We start from the raw sequence: 18,980 nt of genomic DNA, 5'->3' as shown, positions 1-18,980 counted from the left end.
CCCGGTTCACCGCCCGGCCTCCCGGTCGAGCGGTGGCCTACCGTGGCGTCGCCGAGCGGGTACAGCCCGTTCTGCCCCGTGCGCCACCGGGTCCTCCCCGGGCGCCTGCACCAGCACCCCGACAGGAGCACCGTGCCGCCCACCAAGACCACGAAGTCAGCCACCAGCACCGGCGACCGCGCGCCGCGCAAGCGTGCCGCCGCGGCGGGGGGCAAGCCGCTGGTCATCGTGGAGTCGCCGACCAAGGCGAACAAGATCGCGGGCTACCTCGGCAGCGACTACGTCGTCGAGGCCAGCGTCGGGCACATCCGTGACCTGCCGCGCAACGCCGCCGACGTGCCGGCCGCGCACAAGGGCGAGTCCTGGGCCCGGCTCGGCGTCGACGTGGACAACGGCTTCTCCCCGCTCTACGTGGTCAGCCCGGACCGCAAGCAGCAGGTGACCCGGCTCAAGCAGCTGGTGAAGGACGCCAGCGAGATCTACCTCGCCACCGATGAGGACCGCGAGGGCGAGGCCATCGCCTGGCACCTGATCGACACCCTCAAGCCGACCGTGCCGATCCGCCGGATGGTCTTCCACGAGATCACCCGTGAGGCGATCGCCCGGGCCGTGGCCAACCCGCGCGAGCTGGACACCGCCCTGGTCGACGCCCAGGAGACCCGCCGCATCCTCGACCGGCTCTACGGCTACGAGGTCTCCCCGGTGCTGTGGAAGAAGGTGCTGCCCAAGCTGTCGGCCGGCCGCGTGCAGTCGGTGGCCACCCGGATCGTGGTCGAGCGCGAGCGGGCCCGGATGCGGTTCACCGCCGCGGACTACTGGAGCCTGGACGGCGTCTTCGAGGTCGCCGAGAAGCGGGCCGGCGCCGACGCGGGGGAGCCGACGACCCTGCGGGCCCGGCTGGTGACCGTGGACGACAGCCGGGTCGCCACCGGCCGCGACTTCGACGCCGACACCGGCACCGTGACCAGCGACGTCGTCCACCTGGACGAGGCCGGTGCCCGGGGCCTGGCCGCGCGCCTGGAGGGCCGGCAGGTCTCGGTCAGCCGGGTCGACGAGCGGGACTACACCCGCAAGCCCTACGCCCCCTTCATCACCTCCAGCCTGCAGATGGAGGCCGGTCGCAAGTTCGGCTGGTCCTCGGCTCAGGTCATGCGGGTGGCGCAGCGGCTGTACGAGAACGGCCACATCACCTACATGCGGACCGACTCGACCAACCTGTCCAACGAGGCGATCACCGCCGCCCGCCGGCAGGCCGCCGAGCTGTACGGCGACGCCTACGTCCCGGCCGAGCCGCGCCGCTACGACAAGAAGGCCAAGGGCGCCCAGGAGGCGCACGAGGCGATCCGCCCCGCCGGTGACTCCTTCCGCACGCCCGGGCAGCTGGCCGGTCAGCTGGCCCGCGACGAGTTCCGGCTCTACGAGCTGATCTGGCAGCGCACCATCGCCTCGCAGATGGCCAACGCCGTGGGCAAGACGCTCAGCATCCGGCTCGCCGGCAGCTCCAGCACCGGTGAGGCCGTCGAGTTCACCGCCTCCGGGCGGACGATCACCTTCCCCGGGTTCCTGCGGGCCTACGTCGAGGGCAAGGACGAGGGCGCAGGCAGCGAGGACGAGGCCGACGACAGCGAGCGCCGGCTGCCGCGGGTGGAGCAGGGCCAGCGGCTGGACACCCGCGAGCTGGACCCCAAGGGGCACACCACCAGCCCACCGGCCCGCTACACCGAGCCGAGCCTCACCGCCCGGCTCCAGGAGCTGGAGATCGGCCGGCCGTCGACCTACGCGTCGATCATGCAGACCATCCAGGACCGCGGGTACGTCTGGAAGAAGGGGTCGGCGCTGGTGCCCTCCTTCATCGCCTTCGCCGTGGTGAACCTGCTGGAGCAGCACTTCGGCCAGCTCGTCGACTACGACTTCACCGCCTCCCTGGAGCGCGAGCTCGACGAGATCGCCGCCGGTCAGCTCGGCCGGGTCGACTGGCTCACCGAGTTCTACTTCGGTGGCGAGGGTCAGCACGCCGGCGGCATCGGCGCCTCCGGCGGGCTGAAGTCCGTCGTCGGCCAGCGGCTGGAGGAGATCGACGCCCGCGGCGTCAACTCCATCCCGCTGCGTGCGGTGTCGCCCGACGGTGAGCCGGTGGTGGTCCGGGTCGGCCGGTACGGCCCTTATCTGCAGGCCGGCGGTGAGGACGGCGCCCGGGTGAGCATCCCCGAGGACATCGCGCCCGACGAGCTGACGACCGAGCGCGTCGCGGAGCTGCTCAACGCGCCCAGTTCCGACCGGGAGCTGGGCACCGACCCGGAGTCCGGGTTCCCGGTGGCGGTCAAGGCCGGCCGCTACGGCCCCTACGTCACCACCCAGGTGCCCGAGGGGAGCAAGGAGACCCCGCGCACGGCCAGCCTGTTCAAGACGATGACGCCGGAGACGGTCACCCTGGAGCAGGCGCTGCAGCTGCTCACCCTGCCGCGCACGATCGGCAAGGACGCCGAGGGCGAGGAGATCCAGGCGCTCAACGGCCGGTACGGGCCCTACATCAAGAAGGGCACCGACTCCCGCTCGCTGGAGAGCGAGGACGCGCTCTTCACCATCACCCTCGACGAGGCGTTGGCCATCTTCGCCCAGCCCAAGCAGCGGGGGCGGGCTGCGGCCAAGGCACCGCTCAAGGAGCTGGGCGCGGACCCGGTCAGCCAGGGCCAGGTCACGGTGCGCGAGGGCCGCTTCGGGCCCTACGTCACCGACGGTGAGCACAACGCCAGCCTGCGCAAGGGCGACGAGGTCGAGACGATCACCCTCGAGCGGGCGGCCGAGCTGCTCGCCGACCGCCGTGAGCGGGCGCCGGTGAAGAAGAAGGCGGCGAAGAAGACCGCCGCCAAGAAGGCACCGGCGAAGAAGGCCGCCACGAAGGCCACGGCGAAGAAGACGACGGCGAAGAAGACGACGGCGAAGAAGACGGCCACGAAGACGGCCGCGCCGACCACCGCCGAGGTCGACGAGCGGGTCCCGGCCGGCAGCTGACGACCGAGGACGGACGGAGGGCCGGGGTGGACGGCTGGGAGCAGCGGCGCACGTCGTTCGGCGCGGTCGCGGCCGACTACGCCGCCCTCCGGCCGACCTACCCGGCCGACGTGGTCGGCTTCCTGCTCGGTGACGCCCCGCGCCGGGTGCTCGACCTCGGGGCCGGCACCGGCCTGCTCACCGACCGCCTGGTGGCCGCCGGGCACGAGGTGGTCGCCGTCGACCTGTCCGGGGAGATGCTGGCGCAGCTGCGCGAGCGGCTGCCCCAGGTGCGTGCGGCCACCGGGGGAGCGGAGTCGATCCCGCTGCCCGACCACGACGTGGACGCGGTCGTCGCCGGGCAGGCCGCGCACTGGTTCGACGTCGGCCCCGCGGCTGCCGAGCTGCGCCGGGTGCTGCGCCCGGGCGGGGTGGTCGGCCTGGTCTGGAACACCCGGGACGAGCGGGTGCCCTGGGTCCGCGCGCTGGGCCGGCTGCTCGCCGACGAGGCCCGCGACCACGAGGCCGACCAGACGGTCGTCGACCGGTTCGCCGCCGTGCTGCCCGCCGACGTGGTGGTGGCCGACTCCGCGGTCGTGCAGCAGGTGACGCCGGAGCAGGTCGTCCGCGGGATCGGCACCCGCAGCTACGTGGCGACGATGGACGACGCCCGGCGGGTGGAGTTCCTGGGCGCGGTACGGGAGCTGCTGGCCACCCACCCCGACACCCGGGGAGCCGCGCACCTCCAGCTGCCGTACACGACCCGGGCGTACCGGCTCACCCCTCGCTGAGCGCGGTCGCCGACCTGGGTCGGCCGACTGGCCCGGCCGAGTGCCGATCGGCCGGATCCGTCGGTCCCGACCGGTACGGTGACCGAGCCGAGGCCACGACACGGCCATGTCCCGCGGCGCTCCGGTGCCGCCACACCCCGGGGGTCCCCGATCAGCTCCGACCCGACGGACCGCCCGTCCCCGGGCGGCTCGACCGACGCCAGCAGGGCGGCCGACGGCGGCCCCCCGGTGCCGGACGCCGCGCCCCGGGCCGGCTCGGGTGGTCTCGACGACGGTGGTCCCGGCCCGGCGCCGGCTCCGGTCCCCGCGGACGGGCTCCCGGCCGCCGGCGCACCCACACCGGACGACGCCGGGCTGCCGCTGTCGGAGCACGGCGCCCCGGGTGAGGACCGGTCCGGTGCGGAGGAGGAGGAGCATCCCGGCGGCGGGGCGGTCGGTCAGGTCGCGAAGATCCGCGCCGTGCTGCGGGTGCGCGACTTCCGCAAGCTGTGGCTGTCCATGTCGCTGTCCAGCTTCGGCGACTGGCTCGGCCTGCTGGCGATCACCGCGACCGCCACCACGCTGGTCGACGGCTACATGGCCAGCAACCTGGCCCTCAGCGGTGTGCTGCTCTTCCGGCTGCTGCCGGCGATCCTGCTCGGTCCGGTGGCCGGGGTCTTCGCCGACCGGTTCGACCGGCGCAAGACGATGGTGGTCACCGACCTCTTCCGGTTCGGCCTCTTCGCCTCGATCCCGCTGGTCGGCGACCTGGTCTGGCTGTTCATCGCGCAGTTCCTCATCGAGGTGATCAGCCTCTTCTGGACCCCGGCGAAGGACGCCGCCGTCCCGAACATGCTCCGCAAGGACCAGCTGGAGCCGGCCAACCAGCTGTCCCTGGTCACCACCTACGGGATCACCCCGGTGCTGGCCGGTGGCGTCTACGCGGTGCTCAACACCTCGGACGGCCGGCTGAGCCAGTTGCTCCCCGGGCTGGACCAGATCGCCCTCGCCCTGTACCTGAACGCCCTGACCTTCCTGGTCGCGGCCTTCGTGATCTGGAACCTGCCCTCGATCAGCGGCCGCCGGGCGGCCCGGCCCGAGGCGCCGCAGGGGAGCTTCCTCGGCTCGCTGAAGGAGGGCTTCTCCTTCGCCAGCCACACCCCGCTGGTCCGCGGGCTGGTCCTCGGGATCACCGGGGCCTTCGCCGCCGCCGGCGCGATCATCGCGACCGGGCAGTTCTACGTGAGCGGGCTGGGCGGGGGGCAGGCGGCGTACGGGCTGCTGTTCGGCGCGGTCTTCGTCGGCCTCGGCTTGGGTATCGCGCTGGGCCCGAGCATCGCCCACGACCTCGCCCGGGAGCGGGTCTTCGGGGTGGCCATCGTCGGCGCCGGCATCGTGGTGCTGCTCATGGCGTGGACCGCCACGTTGTGGATGGCGTTGCTGCTGGTCGTGCTGATGGGCTTCTTCGCCGGCAACGCCTACCTGGCCGGCTTCACCCTGCTCGGCACGGAGGTCGAGGACGAGATCCGTGGCCGCACGTTCGCGCTCGTCCAGTCCCTCGTCCGCGCCTCGCTGATCCTCTCCCTCGCAACGGTGCCGATCGGCGTGGGCGTGATCGGTCAGCACCAGGTCGACGTCGGCGTCCTGACGCTGGCGGTCACCGGGGAACGGGTCATGCTGTTCGTGGCCGGGCTGCTGGCCGTCGGCGTGGGCCTGTTCGCCTACCGGCAGATGGACGACGGCCGCCCGGTGCCGCTGCTGGCCGACGTCCTCACCGCCCTGCGGCGGGACACCACCGCGCGGCGGCGACTGGCCGGGGGCGGGGTGTTCATCGCCTTCGAGGGCGGCGAGGGGGCGGGCAAGTCCACGCAGGTGCGCCGCCTGCAGGAGTGGCTGACCGGGGAGGGCCTGGTCGCCCGGACCACCCGCGAGCCGGGCGGGACGGCGCTGGGCGGGAAGGTCCGGGCGCTGCTGCTGGACCCGGCCAGTGCCGGGCTGTCGCCGCGGGCGGAGGCACTGATGTACGCCGCTGACCGCGCGCAGCACGTGCACGACGTCCTCCGCCCGGCGCTGGACGCCGGGGAGGTGGTGATCACCGACCGGTTCGTGGACAGCTCGCTGGCCTACCAGGGCGCCGGCCGCACGATCCCGATGGACGACGTCCGCTCGATCTCCCGCTGGGCCACCCAGGGGCTGCGGCCGGACCTCACGCTGCTGCTCGACCTGCCGCCCGAGGTCGGCCTGGCCCGGGCCCGCGGGCGGGCCGCGGCAGACCGGCTGGAGTCGGAGTCGCTGGACTTCCACCAGCGGGTCCGCCGGACGTTCCTCGCCCTGGCGGAGGCCGAGCCCGACCGCTACCTGGTGCTCGACGCCCGCCGGTCGCCGGAGGAGCTCGCCGCCGCCATCCGCACCCGGGTGAGCGTGCTGCTGGAGGGGCTGCCGCTGCAGCAGCTCCCGGCCGACGTCCCGGTGCCGCACAGCCGCCGGGGCGGCGACCACGTCGTCCAGACCGGGTCGACGCCGCACCTGCACCCCTGACGCGCGAACAGGTCTCGGGTCCGGCCCGGGGAGGACTGAGGGAGGATGGGGACGTGACGGTCGGTGGGGTGTGGGCCGACGTGGTGGGCCAGCCGGCGGTCGTGGCCGAGCTGCAGGCCGCGGTCGCCCAGCCGGGGGCGATGACCCACGCGTGGCTGTTCACCGGGCCGCCCGGCTCCGGTCGTTCGGTCGCCGCCCGCGCCTTCGCCGCTGCCCTGCAGTGCCCGGCCGGGGGCGACGGCACCTGCCACGCCTGCCGGACCGTGCTGGCCGGCAGCCACTCCGACGTCCACCGCGTCGTGCCCGAGGGGCTGTCCATCGGCGTCGCCGAGGTGCGGCAGATCGTCCGGACCGCGGGCCGGGCGCCGTCCCAGGGCCGCTGGCAGATCGTGGTGGTCGAGGACGCCGACCGGATGACCGAGCAGGCCTCCAACACCGTGCTGAAGATGCTGGAGGAGCCGCCGCCGCGGACGGTCTTCCTGCTCTGCGCGCCCTCGCTGCACCCCGACGACGTGCCGGTCACCATCCGTTCCCGCTGCCGGGTGGTCGCCCTGCGCGCGCCGCGGGTCGAGGCGGTCACCGAGGTGCTGGTGCGCCGGGACGGCATCGACCCGGCGCTGGCCGCCTGGTCCGCGGCGGCCGCCGGTGGGCACGTCGGCCGGGCCCGGCACCTGGCCCGGGACGAATCGGCCCGGCTGGCCCGCAAGGCGGTGCTGGACATCCCGCTGTCGCTGGTCTCGCTCGCGGCCTGCCTGCACGCCGCCGACGACCTGGTCGGGACGGCCAAGGAGGAGTCGGACAAGACCGTCGCCGAGGTCGACGCGGTCGAGACCGACGCCGTCAAGGCCAGCCTGGGTGTGGGGGCGCGCGGGCCGGGGGTCGCTGCCGCCAGTCGCGGTGCCGGTCAGCTCAAGGAGCTGGAGACGCGACAGAAGCGGCGGGCGACCCGGATCGGCCGGGACTCCCTGGACCGGGCGCTGGTCGACCTGGCAGCGCTGTACCGGGACGCGCTGGTGATCAGCTCGACGTCGGGGGAGCTGACACTGCCGCTGGCCCACCCGGACCGCCGGGCCGATGCGGTGGAGCTGGCCCGCCGGATCGGTGCCGAGGGCGCGCTGCGCCGGATCGATGCGGTGCTGGCCGCGCGCACCGCCCTGGAGCAGAACGTGAAGCCGCAGATCGCCGTGGAGGCGCTGACCGTCGCTCTGCGGCTGCCTGCCTGAGCCGCCCCGCCACCCGGCGGGGGTGTCGCAGGCGGGGCACCGGGGTGCCGTAAGCTCACTCGCGCAGTCCGCCGCCTTAGCTCAGTCGGTAGAGCATCTCACTCGTAATGAGAAGGTCGTCGGTTCGATTCCGACAGGCGGCTCTCCTTCCCCCGTTCGTCTCCCAGCCGGGCCGGCGTGCCCGGTCAGCGCGCATGGTCGGCCTCGGTCGGTGCGCCGCAGGAGAGCGGCGTCGACAGTTGTCCCGGAGATGCGGAACGGCGGCGCACCCGGGTGGGTGCGCCGCCGTCTGGTCGGTGCGTGTCCGGCGAGGTCCGCCGCTGGGGTCAGTGCTGGGGCGTGTCGATGGCGCGCTGCCGGGAGGCCTCGATCTCGGCCTCGGCCTCGGCGCGCCCGACCCACTCGGCGCCCTCGACCGACTTGCCCGGCTCGAGGTCCTTGTAGGTCTCGAAGAAGTGCTGGATCTCCAGCCGGTCGAACTCCGACACGTCGTTGATGTCCTGCAGGTGGGCCATCCGCGGGTCGGTCGCCGGGACCGTGAGGACCTTGTCGTCCCCGCCGGCCTCGTCGGTCATCCGGAACATCCCGATGGCCCGGCAGGTGATGAGGCACCCGGGGAACGTCGGTTCCTCCAGGAGCACGAGGGCATCGAGCGGGTCACCGTCCATCCCGAGCGTCTCCTCGATGTACCCGTAGTCGGCCGGGTACCGGGTCGAGGTGAACAGCATCCGGTCCAGGCGGATGCGTCCGGTGGCGTGGTCCAGCTCGTACTTGTTCCGCTGGCCCTTGGGGATCTCTACCGTCACGTCGAACTGCACGCCGATAGTGTGGCGTACGACTGTCCGCCCCGTCGGCGGAGGTCACTCCAGGGGGTGGGGGAGATCTCGTCGAGTCCGCGCGAACAGCAGCCGGGGGAGCCTGACGGCACCCCGGAGGTGCCACCCTCGGCGGCTGCCAGCGGCGACGCGACGACACCCGATCCGTCGATCCCGACGGTCGGGGCTCCCGGGACTCCGGCCCCGGACGACGTCGAGGCCCCGACCGCCGACGACGCCGAGGCCCCGGTTCCCGACGACATCGACGTCCCGGCCTTGGACGACGGGGAGGACCCGGCTGCGGGACCGGCTGCACCTGTGGATGCGGACCCGGCCGCGACGACGGCCGAGCAGCAGGGCGCCGCGCAGCAGGGCGCCGCTTCGCAGGGCGTCGAGCAGCAGGGCGCCGTGCAGCAGGGTGCCGAGCAGCAGGGCGCCGTGCAGGAGGGCGCCGCGATGGACCCCGCTGAGCCGGACGCGGCGGAGGCCGAGCCGGGGCACCCGGAGACCACGGCCTCGACCGCGCCGGAACAGACAGTCGGCCCGTTGGTGTCCGAGCGATCGGCCCCCGAGCAGGTCACGGAGCAGCCGACCGCGGAGGACGCCGAGGCACGTCGCGCCGCCGCGGAACAGGCGGCCGCCGACCTGGCCGCAGTGAAGCAGTGGGCCGCCGAGCGCGCTGCCGCCGAGCGCGCGGCAGCCGAGGACGCCGAGCGTGCTGCCGCCGCCCAGGCCGCACTCGACCAGGCCGACGTCGAACGAGCCCGGGTCGAGCAGGCCGCCGCCGACCTCGCCGCCGTCCGGGAGTGGGCAGCGCAGCAGGCCGCTGCGGCCCGGGCCGCCGAGGAACAGGCCGCTGCCGAGCGGGCGGCGGTCGAGGAGGCCGAGGCTGCGCGCGCTGCGGCCGAGCGGGCCGCCGTCGAGCAGGCGGAGGCCGAACGGGCGGCGGCCGAGCGAGCGGAAGCCGACCGGGTGGCGGCGGAGCGGGCGGCGGAGGAGGAGGCAGCCGGGCAGCGGGCCGCCGCAGCCGCGGCGATGGCCGCCGAACGCGCGGCCTTCGAGCAGGAGGCTGCCATGCGGGCCGCGGCGGAGCGGGCCGCGGCCGAACGGGCTGCGGCCGACCGCGCCGTGGCCGACCGTGCCGCGGCAGCCGAACGCGCCGTGGCGGCCGACCGCGCCGCAGCGGAGAGCCGGGCTGCATCCGAGCAGAGAGCAGCGGCCGAGCAGCGCGCGGCGGCCGACCGCGCAGCCGGGGCGCGGGACCAGCGCGGGGAACGGGGGCAGACCGACCGGGTGGCCGGTCGCCCTGGCGTCCCCGCGCACGCCTCCGGGAGCGTCGCCGCTGATCCCGGACCGGCGGGTGCCACGCCTGCCTCGGGTCGGCGGCGGGCAGGGGCCGGCAGCGGGGGCGCCCGGCTGGCGAAGGTGCTCGCCGCCGCCGTCCTCGCGCTCGTGCTCGTGGCGGCGGGCGTCGTCTTCGCCCTCGACCTCGTCGGCGGTGACGGCTCCGCCGTGGCGGAGGACGCCGAGCAGGTGCCCGACGCCGTCCTGCCCGAGCTCACCGACCCCGACCCGGTGCTCGCCCCGCTGTCCGCGGAGGCCCCGGTGCCCGACCCGGCGGCGCTCGCGGCCGTGCTGACCCCGTTGCTCGCCGACCCGGTGTTCGGCACCGACCTCTCCGCACAGGTGGTCGACGTGGCCACCGGTCAGGTGCTCTTCGACCGCGACGCGACCGACCCCAGCACCCCCGCCTCCACGGCCAAGCTGCTCACCGCCCTCGCCGCCGTCACCACGCTCAAGCCCACCGACACCCTGTCGACGACCGTGGTGGCCGGCAGCGCGCCCGGCGAGGTCGTCCTGGTCGGCGGCGGTGACCCGACCCTGTCGACGACCGCCCCGTCGGTCGACTACCCGGGCGCGGCGACCGTCGCCGACCTGGCCGCCCAGGTGCAGCAGGCCCTCGGCGGCCAGCCGGTCACCAGCGTCGTGGTCGACAACTCGTTGTTCAGCGGCCCGCTGACCGCCCAGGGCTGGGGCGCGGAGGACGCACCCTCGACCTACGCCGCGCCGGTGACCGCCACCGCGGTCGACGGTGCCCGGCTGACCCCCGGCAGCACCCCGCGCAGCGGGTCGCCGGGCACCGACGCCGGTGCGGCCCTGGCCGCCGCGCTGGGCGCACCGGAGGCCCCGGTGAGCCTCGGCACGGCACCGGCCGGCGCACGCACGCTGGGCACCGTCGAGTCCGCGCCCGTCGCCCGGCTGGTCGAGCAGGCGCTCACCGCCTCGGACAACCTGCTGGCCGAGTCGCTGGCCCGGCACGTGGCCCTCGCCCGGGGCCTGCCGGCCACCTTCGACGGCGCCGCGCAGGCGATCGGCGCCGCGCTGGCCGAGGCCGGGTTGGACACCGCCGGGCTCGCGCTGTCCGACGCCAGCGGGCTCTCCCGCGACGACCGGGTGCCCGCCCGCCTGCTGGTCGACGTCCTGCGGGCCGCCGCCGACGGCAGCATCCCCGACGCCGACCTGCTGCTCTCCGGCCTGCCGGTCGCCGGGTACGACGGCACCCTGACCGACCGCGTGTCGGCGGGCCCGGGCAGCCCGGGGTCGGTGCGGGCCAAGACCGGCACGTTGCTGGGCGTCAACGACCTGGCCGGCACGGTGCAGACCGCCGACGGCCGGCTGCTGGCGTTCGCGGTGCTCGCCGACGGCGCGACCGGGAGCATCACGGCCACCGAGACCGCACTGGACGTCGTGGCGGCCGCGCTGGCCGCCTGCGGCTGCCGCTGACGGCGGGCCGGTCCCGGGGTGCCGCCGCGTACGGTGAGGCGATGAGCCGCTCCTCGTCCCTGGTCGACTGGGACCTCGCCGGCCGCACCGCCCGCCGCCTGGTCGGCGCCGGCCCGGAGACCACCCGGGAGGAGGCGGCGGCCGTCGTCGCGGAGCTCCACAGCGCCGCCGCGATCGCCGTCGCGCACGTCGAGGGGCTGACCGGGCTGCGCCCCGTCCCCGGCGGCCCGGTGCCCACCGTGGCGGTCGTCGACCGGCCGGGCTGGATCGACTCGAACACCACCGGGATGGCGGCCCTGCTGGACCCGCTGGCCGACGGGCTGCAGGCGGCGCAGGGCTCGACGCCGGGGCCGCTGGCCACCGCGATCGGCTCCCGGGCGACCGGCGTGCAGGCCGGCGGCGTGCTGGCCTTCCTGTGCACCCGCGTGCTCGGCCAGTACGAGGTCTTCGGCAGCGGTGGCCGCCTGCTGCTGGTGGCGCCGAACATCGTCGAGACCGAACGCCGGCTCGGCGTGGACCCCAGCGACTTCCGGCTGTGGGTCTGCCTGCACGAGGTCACCCACCAGCTGCAGTTCACCGCCGTCCCCTGGCTGCGGGGCTACCTGGAGGAGCAGATCGCCGTCTTCGCGGAGGCGACCGACCTCACCCCCGACGTGCTGCGGGAGCGGCTCACCGACGTGCTGCGCAGCCTCACCGACGTCGTCCGGGGCACCGGTGCCGACGACGACGCCCCGCAGGGTCTGATGGCGCTGGTCCGGGACCCCGGGCAGCGCGCCGTGCTGGACCGGGTCACCGCGGTGATGAGCCTGGTCGAGGGGCACGCCGAGTACGTGATGGACGGCGTCGGGCCCGACGTCGTCCCCTCCGTGCGCACGCTGCGCAAGCGCTTCGCCCAGCGCCGCAAGGGCCGTGGCCCCATCGACCGGGTGCTGCGCCGGCTGCTCGGTCTGGAGCAGAAGATGCAGCAGTACGCCGACGGCCGGGTCTTCGTGGCCGGTGTCGTCGAGCTCGCCGGGATGGACGGGTTCAACCAGGTGTGGGCCGGGCCGGAGAACCTCCCGTACAAGGAGGAGCTGACCGATCCGGCCCGCTGGGTGCAGCGGGTGCTGGAGACGCGGCCGGCTTTCCCGGCCTGAACCGGCGACCCGGACGTGGTCGGACCCGACCCCGCCGTCGCGGCGCTGCGCACCGCCGTGCGCCCCGGCCTGACCGCCAGCGCGGGGCCGGTGCTGGCCGCGTGCAGCGGGGGAGCGGACTCCGTCGCGCTGGCCGCCGCGCTGGCCTTCGAGGGGCCGCGGGCCGGCCGGCCGGTCGGCGGGGTCACCGTCGACCACGGGCTGCAGCCAGGCTCCGCCGAGCAGGCCGAGCGCACCGCCGGCCTGCTCCGCTCGCTCGGGCTCTCCCCGGTGCTGGTGCTCAGCGTCGACGTCGGCGACGCCGGCGGGCCGGAGGGGGCGGCCCGGGCGGCGCGCGGGGCGGCGCTGGCCGGGGCGGCGGCCGAGCACGGGGCGACGATCGCGCTGGGCCACACCCGCGACGACCAGGCCGAGACCGTGCTGCTCGGGCTGGCCCGCGGTTCCGGACCCCGTTCGGTCGCCGGGATGGTCGAACACCGCCCGCCGTTCTGGCGCCCGCTGCTCGGCGTCCCGCGGGAGACCACCCGGGCCGCCTGCGCGGCGCAGCAGCTGCCGGTGTGGGACGACCCGTGGAACAGCGACCCCGCCTACACCCGCGTCCGGCTGCGCACCGAGGTGCTGCCCCTGCTGGAGGAGGTGCTCGGTGGCGGGGTGGCGGCCGCCCTCGGCCGGACGGCGGCGCTGCTGCGGGAGGACCTGGACACCCTCGACGCCCTGGCCGACGCCGAGCTGGCGACGCTCGCCGGGCCGGACGGCGACCTGCCTGCTGCCCCGCTGGCCGAGCTGCCCGCGGCGCTGCGGCGCCGGGTGCTGCGCGGCTGGCTCCGCGGCGCCGGGGTGCCCGACCTGCAGGGCGTCCACCTGTCGGCGGTGGACGCCCTGCTCACCCGGTGGAGGGGACAGGGGCGGGTGGACCTCCCCGGTGGTGCGGGCGTGCGTCGGGCGTCTGGCAGGCTGAGCGTGCAGCGCGGCGGCCCTCCCGGCCGCGGGACCGGTCCGCGCCCCGCTGCACCTGACGCCGTCCCCCCAGAGGAGCCCTGACCGTCGTGAGCGAGCCCGCCATCCCCGCAGCCGGCCCGTTGGGCCGGGACCACGGCTACGGCCCGGACATCGACCACGTGCTGCTCTCCGAGGAGCAGATCCAGGACAAGATCACCGAGCTGGCCGGGCAGATCGCCCAGGACTACGCCGGCCGCGAGGTGCTGCTGGTCGGCGTCCTCAAGGGCGCGGTGCTGTTCATGTCCGACTTCGCCCGGGCGCTGCAGCTGCCGACCCAGATGGAGTTCATGGCGGTCTCCTCCTACGGCAGCGCCACCAGCTCCTCCGGCGTGGTGCGGATCCTGAAGGACCTGGACCGCGACATCGCCGACAAGCACGTGCTGGTCCTCGAGGACATCATCGACTCCGGGCTCACGCTCTCCTGGCTGCTGAAGAACCTGGGCAGCCGGCGGCCGGCGTCCCTGGAGGTGTGCACGCTGCTGCGCAAGCCGGACGCGGTGAAGGTCGACGTCCCGGTGCGCTACATCGGCTTCGACATCCCCAACGAGTTCGTCGTCGGCTACGGGCTCGACTACGCCGAGCGCTACCGCGACCTGCCCTACATCGCCACGCTCAAGCCCGAGGTCTACTCCTCCTGACGGGTGGGTTCCCAGCTCACAGCCAGCGCGCGACCAGCAGGGACACAGCCTCTGCGGTGTACCGTCGTCGCAACGACGTCGCCCCGCGGCGGGGCGTCCCCCAGGGTCGCGGGCGGCGTCCAGCGACGATCAGGAGGGTCGACGGGCAGGTCGGGCTCATCCCGGCGCCCGGCCACGGTGTATGGAACGTAAGAAGATCTTCCGGAGCGTCTGGTTCTGGATCGCCATCGTCGTCCTGCTGGCCTTCGTCGGCTCCAGCTTCTTCCGTGGTGACCCGGAGTACCAGGAGGTCTCGACCTCCACGGCGCTGGCGCAGTTCGCCGAGGGCAACGTCGACTCCGCCACCATCAACGACCGCGAGCAGACGGTCGACCTCGACCTGGTCGACCCGGTCGAGGGCAGTGACCAGATCACCGCGTTCTACCCGGTCGGCGCCGAGGAGGACGTCTTCGACCTGGTCAGCGGCCTCGGTGACGGCGAGGGCGTCGACTTCGACACCAACGTCTCCCAGGACAACCTGCTGGTCAGCATCCTGGTCAGCTTCCTGCCCTTCGTGCTCCTCCTGCTGCTGCTCTTCTGGCTGTTCAGCTCCATGCAGGGTGGCGGCCGCGGCGTGATGGCCTTCGGCAAGTCCAAGGCCAAGGTGGTCAGCAAGGACAGCCCGAAGACGACGTTCGCCGACGTGGCCGGCGCCGACGAGGCGATCGAGGAACTGCGCGAGATCAAGGACTTCCTGCAGAACCCGGTCAAGTACCAGGCGATCGGCGCGAAGATCCCCAAGGGCGTGCTGCTCTTCGGCCCGCCCGGCACCGGCAAGACCCTGCTGGCGCGCTCGGTGGCCGGTGAGGCCGGGGTGCCGTTCTACTCGATCTCCGGCTCGGACTTCGTCGAGATGTTCGTCGGTGTCGGCGCGAGCCGGGTCCGTGACCTCTTCGAGCAGGCCAAGACCAACGCGCCGGCGATCATCTTCATCGACGAGATCGACGCCGTCGGCCGGCACCGCGGTGCGGGCATGGGCGGCGGGCACGACGAGCGCGAGCAGACGCTGAACCAGATGCTCGTCGAGATGGACGGCTTCGACGTCAAGGGCGGCGTCATCATGATCGCCGCGACCAACCGGCCGGACATCCTGGACCCGGCGCTGCTGCGCCCGGGCCGGTTCGACCGGCAGATCCCGGTCGACCGCCCCGACCTGCAGGGCCGGACGGCGGTGCTGAAGGTGCACGCCACCGGCAAGCCGCTGGCCGAGGACGTCGACCTGGAGACGGTGGCCCGGCGCACGCCCGGCTTCACCGGTGCCGACCTGGCCAACGTGCTCAACGAGGCCGCACTGCTCACCGCCCGCCACGACGGCACGCTCATCACCGACGCCACCCTCGAGGAGGCGATCGACCGGGTGCTCGCCGGTCCGGAGCGCAAGACCCGGGCGATGAGCGAGAAGGAGAAGAAGGTCACCGCGTACCACGAGGGCGGCCACGCCCTGGTGGCGCACGCGCTCCCGAACACCGACCCGGTGCACAAGGTGACGATCCTGCCGCGCGGCCGCTCGCTGGGGCACACCCTCGTGCTCCCCACCGAGGACCGGTACACCCAGACCCGCTCGGAGATGATCGACACCCTGGCCTACGCGCTGGGCGGCCGCGCCGCCGAGGAGCTGGTCTTCCACGAGCCCACCACCGGCGCCGGCAACGACATCGAGAAGGCCACCTCGCTGGCCCGGTCGATGGTCACCCAGTACGGGATGAGCGCGAAGCTCGGCGCGGTGAAGTACGGCAGCACCGACTCCGAGCCGTTCCTGGGCCGGGACATGGGCTCGCGGCCGGACTACTCCGACGCCGTCGCCGCCGACATCGACGGCGAGGTGCGCGCGCTGATCGAGGCCGCGCACGACGAGGCGTGGGAGATCCTGGTCGAGTACCGGGACACCCTGGACCGGCTGGTGCTGGAGCTGCTGGAGAAGGAGACGCTCTCCCGCGAGGACATGGACCGGATCTGCTCCGGGGTCGCCAAGCGCCCGTCGATGGCGCCGTACAACGGCTTCGGCAAGCGCACCCCGTCGGAGCGTCCGCCGGTGCTGACCCCGGCCGAGGCCGCGGCGAACGGCGGGTCGCACCGGGCGGTCAACGGCGAGCCCTCGCTGCCGGTCGGGGACGTCGGCGCCCCCGTCCAGGGCCGGTGAGCGGCGCACCCGGGGGAGCGGACGACCAGGGCGGCACCTGGCGTGGGCCGGTCGACGGCCTCGGTCAGGACCCCCGGACCGGCGACCCGGTGGCCGACCTGGCCGAGGGCCGGGTCGACGCAGCCCGGATCGAGGCCGCCGTCCGGGAGATCCTGCTGGCGATCGGGGAGGACCCGGACCGGCCCGGCCTCGTCGACACCCCCGCACGGGTCGCCCGGGCGTACGGGGAGACCTTCGCCGGCCTGGGCCAGGACCCCTACGACGTCCTGGCGACGACGTTCGACGAGGACCACGACGAGCTGGTCCTGGTCAAGGACATCCCCATGTACTCGACCTGCGAGCACCACCTGGTGCCCTTCCACGGCCGGGCGCACGTCGGCTACATCCCCGGCGCCGACGGGCGGGTGACCGGGCTGTCCAAGCTGGCCCGGCTGGTCGAGGTCTACGCGCGGCGGCCACAGGTGCAGGAGCGGATGACCCGGCAGATCGCCGACGCGCTGTTCGAGGTGCTCAAGCCGCAGGGCGTCATCGTGGTCGTGGAGGCCGAGCACCTGTGCATGGCGATGCGCGGCGTCCGCAAGCCCGGTTCGACCACCCTCACCTCGGCGGTGCGCGGCATCTTCCGGGAGAGCCCGGCGACCCGCAGCGAGGCGATGAGCCTCATCCTGGGCCGGTGACCGTCCTCCTGCCACGCCCGGGCCGGTGCCTGGTGATGGGCGTCCTCAACGTCACGCCGGACTCCTTCTCCGACGGCGGCTGCTACGCCGACGCCGCTGCGGCGATCGCCCACGGGCTGGAGATGCACGCGGCGGGCGCGGACTACGTCGACGTCGGCGGTGAGTCGACCCGGCCGGGTGCGGACCGGGTCGACGCCGCCGAGGAGTGCCGGCGGGTGGTGCCGGTGGTCCGGGAACTGGCCGGCGCCGGCGCGCGGGTGAGCGTGGACACCACCCGCGCGGAGGTCGCCGCGGCCGCGCTGGAGGCCGGCGCGGTGCTGGTCAACGACGTCAGCGGCGGCCTGGCCGACGAGGGCATGGCCCGGCTGGTCGCCGAGGCCGGGGTGCCCTGGGTGCTGATGCACTGGCGCGGGCACAGCCGGGAGATGTACGCGGCGGCCCGCTACGGCGACGTCGTCACCGAGGTCGGCGCGGAGCTCACCGCCCGGGTCGAGGACGTCGTGGCCGCCGGCGTGGACCCCGCCCAGCTGGTGCTGGACCCGGGGCTGGGGTTCGCCAAGAACGCCGAGCACAACTGGGCGCTGCTGGCCGGGCTGGACCGGCTGGTCGCCCTCGGGCTGCCGGTGCTGGTCGGGGCCTCGCGCAAGACGTTCCTCGGCCGGCTGCTGGCCGGGCCCGGTGGGGAGCTCCGGCCGGTCGAGGGCCGGGAGGCGGCGACCCTGGCGATCTCGGTGCTGGCCGCGCAGGCCGGCGCCTGGGGTGTCCGGGTGCACGACCCGGTGCGGTCGCTGGACGCGATCGCCACCCTGACCGCAGTGCGTGCGGCCGCCGGCGGAGGAGGACCGCGTGCCTGACCGGATCACCGTGCACGGCCTCACCGGGCACGGCTACCACGGCGTGTACCCGCCGGAACGCGAGCACGGCCAGACCTTCCGGGTCGACGCGGTGCTCGAGCTGGACACCGCCCCGGCAGCCGCGGACGACGACCTGACGAAGACCGTCCACTACGGCGAGCTGGCCCAGCAGCTGCACGCCGTGCTCGTCGGTGAGCCGGTCGACCTGCTGGAGACGCTGGCCCAGCGGCTGGCCGACCTGTGCCTGGCCTACCCGGTGGTGGACGCCGTCGAGATCACCGTGCACAAGCCGGAGGTCGACCTGGGCGTGCCGGCCGACGACGTCACCGTGGCGATCCGCCGAACCCGCCGATGAGCCGGGCGGTCCTGTCCCTCGGCGCGAACCTGGGCGACCGGGCCGGCACGCTGCGTGGAGCGCTGACGGCGCTGCGGGAGCACGGCCTGGTGGCCCGGTCGACGCTGTACGAGACGCCGCCGTGGGGGCCGGTCGAGCAGCCGCCGTACCTCAACGCGGTCGCCGTCGTCCGGGGCGACCGGGACGCCGCCGGCTGGCTCGCCGTGGCCCACGAGCTGGAGCAGGCCGCCGGGCGCACCCGGGAGGTCCGCTGGGGAGCCCGGACGCTGGACGTCGACGTGGTCACGGTGACCGCCGACGACGGCACGCCGGTGGTCTCCGCCGACCCGGTGCTGACCCTGCCGCACCCGCGGGCGGCTGAGCGGGCCTTCGTGCTCGTCCCCTGGCTGGCGCTGGATCCCACGGCGACCCTGCCCGGGCACGGCCGGGTCGCCGACCTGGTGGCCGCGCTCCCGGCCGACGAGGTCGCCGCGGTGGTCCGCTGGGAGCAGCTGGCATGACCTCGGTCCGTCGCCGGGACCTGCTGGCCCTCGCGGTCGGGCTCGCGGTGGCCAGCTGGCTGCTGGTCCGGGCCGGGTACGGGTCGCTGCCGCAGCTGCAGTGGTGGCTGCCGGTGCCCCTCGGCGTGCTCGCCGTCGCCGAGCTGCTCGGCGCCCGGACGCTGGCGGCCCGGCTGTCCGCCCAGCGCGACCGCCGCCCGCCGCCGGGCCGGGCCCCGGGCGCCACCCGGCCGGTCGAGCCGATGCTGGTGGCCCGGGTGGCGGTGCTCGCCCAGGCCAGCGCCTACGTCGGCGCGGTGCTCGTCGGCTGCTGGGCGGGGCTGCTGCTGCACACGGTGCCGCAGCTGGGCCGGCTGTCCGCGGCCACCGCGGACACCGTCACCGGCGTCCTCGGCGTGCTGTTCGCCGCCGCCCTGACGGGTGCGGCGCTGTGGCTGGAGCACGTCTGCAAGATCCCGCCGGACGGCGACGACGACGCGGCGGCGCCGTCCGCCCGCGCCTGAGGCGGTCCGGCCGGGCAG

Annotated in this window: 15 protein-coding genes and 1 tRNA gene; 15 read left to right on the top strand and 1 reads right to left on the bottom strand. The window is 74.9% G+C overall.

Features of this window, described 5'->3' with window-relative positions:
* The first annotated feature begins 132 nt into the window (after nt 1–132).
* From topA to FB380_RS02885, 5 genes are all read left to right on the top strand, one after another.
* Nucleotides 133–3,012: a type I DNA topoisomerase gene (gene topA, locus FB380_RS02905; RefSeq protein ID WP_166753767.1), complete on the top strand. Its 2,880-nt coding sequence runs from the start codon at nt 133–135 to the stop codon at nt 3,010–3,012.
* 26 nt (nt 3,013–3,038) lie between these two features.
* A complete protein-coding gene (locus tag FB380_RS02900; protein ID WP_166753766.1) occupies nt 3,039–3,782 on the top strand; it encodes a class I SAM-dependent methyltransferase in 744 nt (247 codons plus the stop codon).
* 228 nt (nt 3,783–4,010) lie between these two features.
* A complete protein-coding gene (gene tmk, locus FB380_RS02895; RefSeq protein WP_229681943.1) occupies nt 4,011–6,299 on the top strand; it encodes a dTMP kinase in 2,289 nt (762 codons plus the stop codon).
* Nucleotides 6,300–6,352: 53 nt separating this feature from the next.
* Nucleotides 6,353–7,522, top strand: a complete 1,170-nt coding sequence (locus FB380_RS02890; protein WP_166753765.1) for a DNA polymerase III subunit delta' — start codon at nt 6,353–6,355, stop codon at nt 7,520–7,522.
* A 70-nt stretch (nt 7,523–7,592) separates the two neighbouring features.
* A tRNA-Thr gene (locus FB380_RS02885) sits at nt 7,593–7,665 on the top strand.
* Nucleotides 7,666–7,848: 183 nt separating this feature from the next.
* Here FB380_RS02885 and FB380_RS02880 read toward each other — a convergent pair.
* Nucleotides 7,849–8,340 carry an inorganic diphosphatase gene (locus FB380_RS02880; RefSeq protein ID WP_166753764.1) on the bottom strand — a complete coding sequence of 164 codons (492 nt, stop codon included), beginning with the start codon at nt 8,338–8,340 and terminating at the stop codon, nt 7,849–7,851.
* Nucleotides 8,341–8,457: 117 nt separating this feature from the next.
* Between FB380_RS02880 and dacB the strand changes: the two genes are divergently transcribed.
* The 10 genes from dacB (at nt 8,458) to FB380_RS02830 (ending at nt 18,962) form a co-directional block, all read left to right on the top strand.
* Nucleotides 8,458–11,121 carry a D-alanyl-D-alanine carboxypeptidase/D-alanyl-D-alanine endopeptidase gene (gene dacB / locus FB380_RS25785; RefSeq protein WP_229681942.1) on the top strand — a complete coding sequence of 888 codons (2,664 nt, stop codon included), beginning with the start codon at nt 8,458–8,460 and terminating at the stop codon, nt 11,119–11,121.
* Nucleotides 11,122–11,162: 41 nt separating this feature from the next.
* A complete protein-coding gene (locus tag FB380_RS02870) occupies nt 11,163–12,257 on the top strand; it encodes a zinc-dependent metalloprotease (protein ID WP_188959539.1) in 1,095 nt (364 codons plus the stop codon).
* Nucleotides 12,258–12,272: 15 nt separating this feature from the next.
* A complete protein-coding gene (tilS, locus tag FB380_RS02865) occupies nt 12,273–13,298 on the top strand; it encodes a tRNA lysidine(34) synthetase TilS (protein ID WP_166753763.1) in 1,026 nt (341 codons plus the stop codon).
* A gap of 5 nt (nt 13,299–13,303) precedes the next feature.
* On the top strand, nt 13,304–13,894 hold the full coding sequence (hpt, locus tag FB380_RS02860; RefSeq protein ID WP_188959538.1) for a hypoxanthine phosphoribosyltransferase: 591 nt from the start codon (nt 13,304–13,306) through the stop codon (nt 13,892–13,894).
* Between the two features lie 181 nt (nt 13,895–14,075).
* On the top strand, nt 14,076–16,073 hold the full coding sequence (ftsH, locus tag FB380_RS02855; protein WP_166753762.1) for an ATP-dependent zinc metalloprotease FtsH: 1,998 nt from the start codon (nt 14,076–14,078) through the stop codon (nt 16,071–16,073).
* On the top strand, nt 16,070–16,750 hold the full coding sequence (gene folE, locus FB380_RS02850; protein WP_425563415.1) for a GTP cyclohydrolase I FolE: 681 nt from the start codon (nt 16,070–16,072) through the stop codon (nt 16,748–16,750). The genes ftsH and folE overlap by 4 nt, the downstream gene beginning before the upstream one ends.
* On the top strand, nt 16,747–17,604 hold the full coding sequence (gene folP, locus FB380_RS02845) for a dihydropteroate synthase (protein ID WP_229681941.1): 858 nt from the start codon (nt 16,747–16,749) through the stop codon (nt 17,602–17,604). The genes folE and folP overlap by 4 nt, the downstream gene beginning before the upstream one ends.
* Complete coding sequence (folB, locus tag FB380_RS02840) at nt 17,597–17,959, top strand: dihydroneopterin aldolase (protein ID WP_166753761.1); 363 nt, start codon at nt 17,597–17,599, stop codon at nt 17,957–17,959. Before folP ends, folB begins: the two co-directional genes overlap by 8 nt.
* Entirely contained in the window at nt 17,956–18,459 is a 504-nt protein-coding gene (folK, locus tag FB380_RS02835; protein ID WP_166753760.1) for a 2-amino-4-hydroxy-6-hydroxymethyldihydropteridine diphosphokinase, read from the top strand. Before folB ends, folK begins: the two co-directional genes overlap by 4 nt.
* Nucleotides 18,456–18,962, top strand: a complete 507-nt coding sequence (locus FB380_RS02830) for a DUF3180 domain-containing protein (protein ID WP_166753759.1) — start codon at nt 18,456–18,458, stop codon at nt 18,960–18,962. The genes folK and FB380_RS02830 overlap by 4 nt, the downstream gene beginning before the upstream one ends.
* Nucleotides 18,963–18,980: the final 18 nt, after the last annotated feature.

Origin of the sequence: Modestobacter marinus (assembly GCF_011758655.1) — a bacterium.
GTDB lineage: Bacteria > Actinomycetota > Actinomycetes > Mycobacteriales > Geodermatophilaceae > Modestobacter > Modestobacter marinus.
The sequence above is the reverse complement of the archived record's forward strand: the minus strand, read 5'-3'. Positions and strand labels throughout refer to the sequence as shown.

Coding starts and splice junctions, on each gene's coding strand:
- FB380_RS02870 (WP_188959539.1), top strand. CDS start 11,163: ATGAGCCGCTCCTCGTCCCTGGTCGACTGGGACCTCGCCGGCCGCACC.
- ftsH (WP_166753762.1), top strand. CDS start 14,076: ATGGAACGTAAGAAGATCTTCCGGAGCGTCTGGTTCTGGATCGCCATC.
- folK (WP_166753760.1), top strand. CDS start 17,956: ATGAGCCGGGCGGTCCTGTCCCTCGGCGCGAACCTGGGCGACCGGGCC.
- FB380_RS02830 (WP_166753759.1), top strand. CDS start 18,456: ATGACCTCGGTCCGTCGCCGGGACCTGCTGGCCCTCGCGGTCGGGCTC.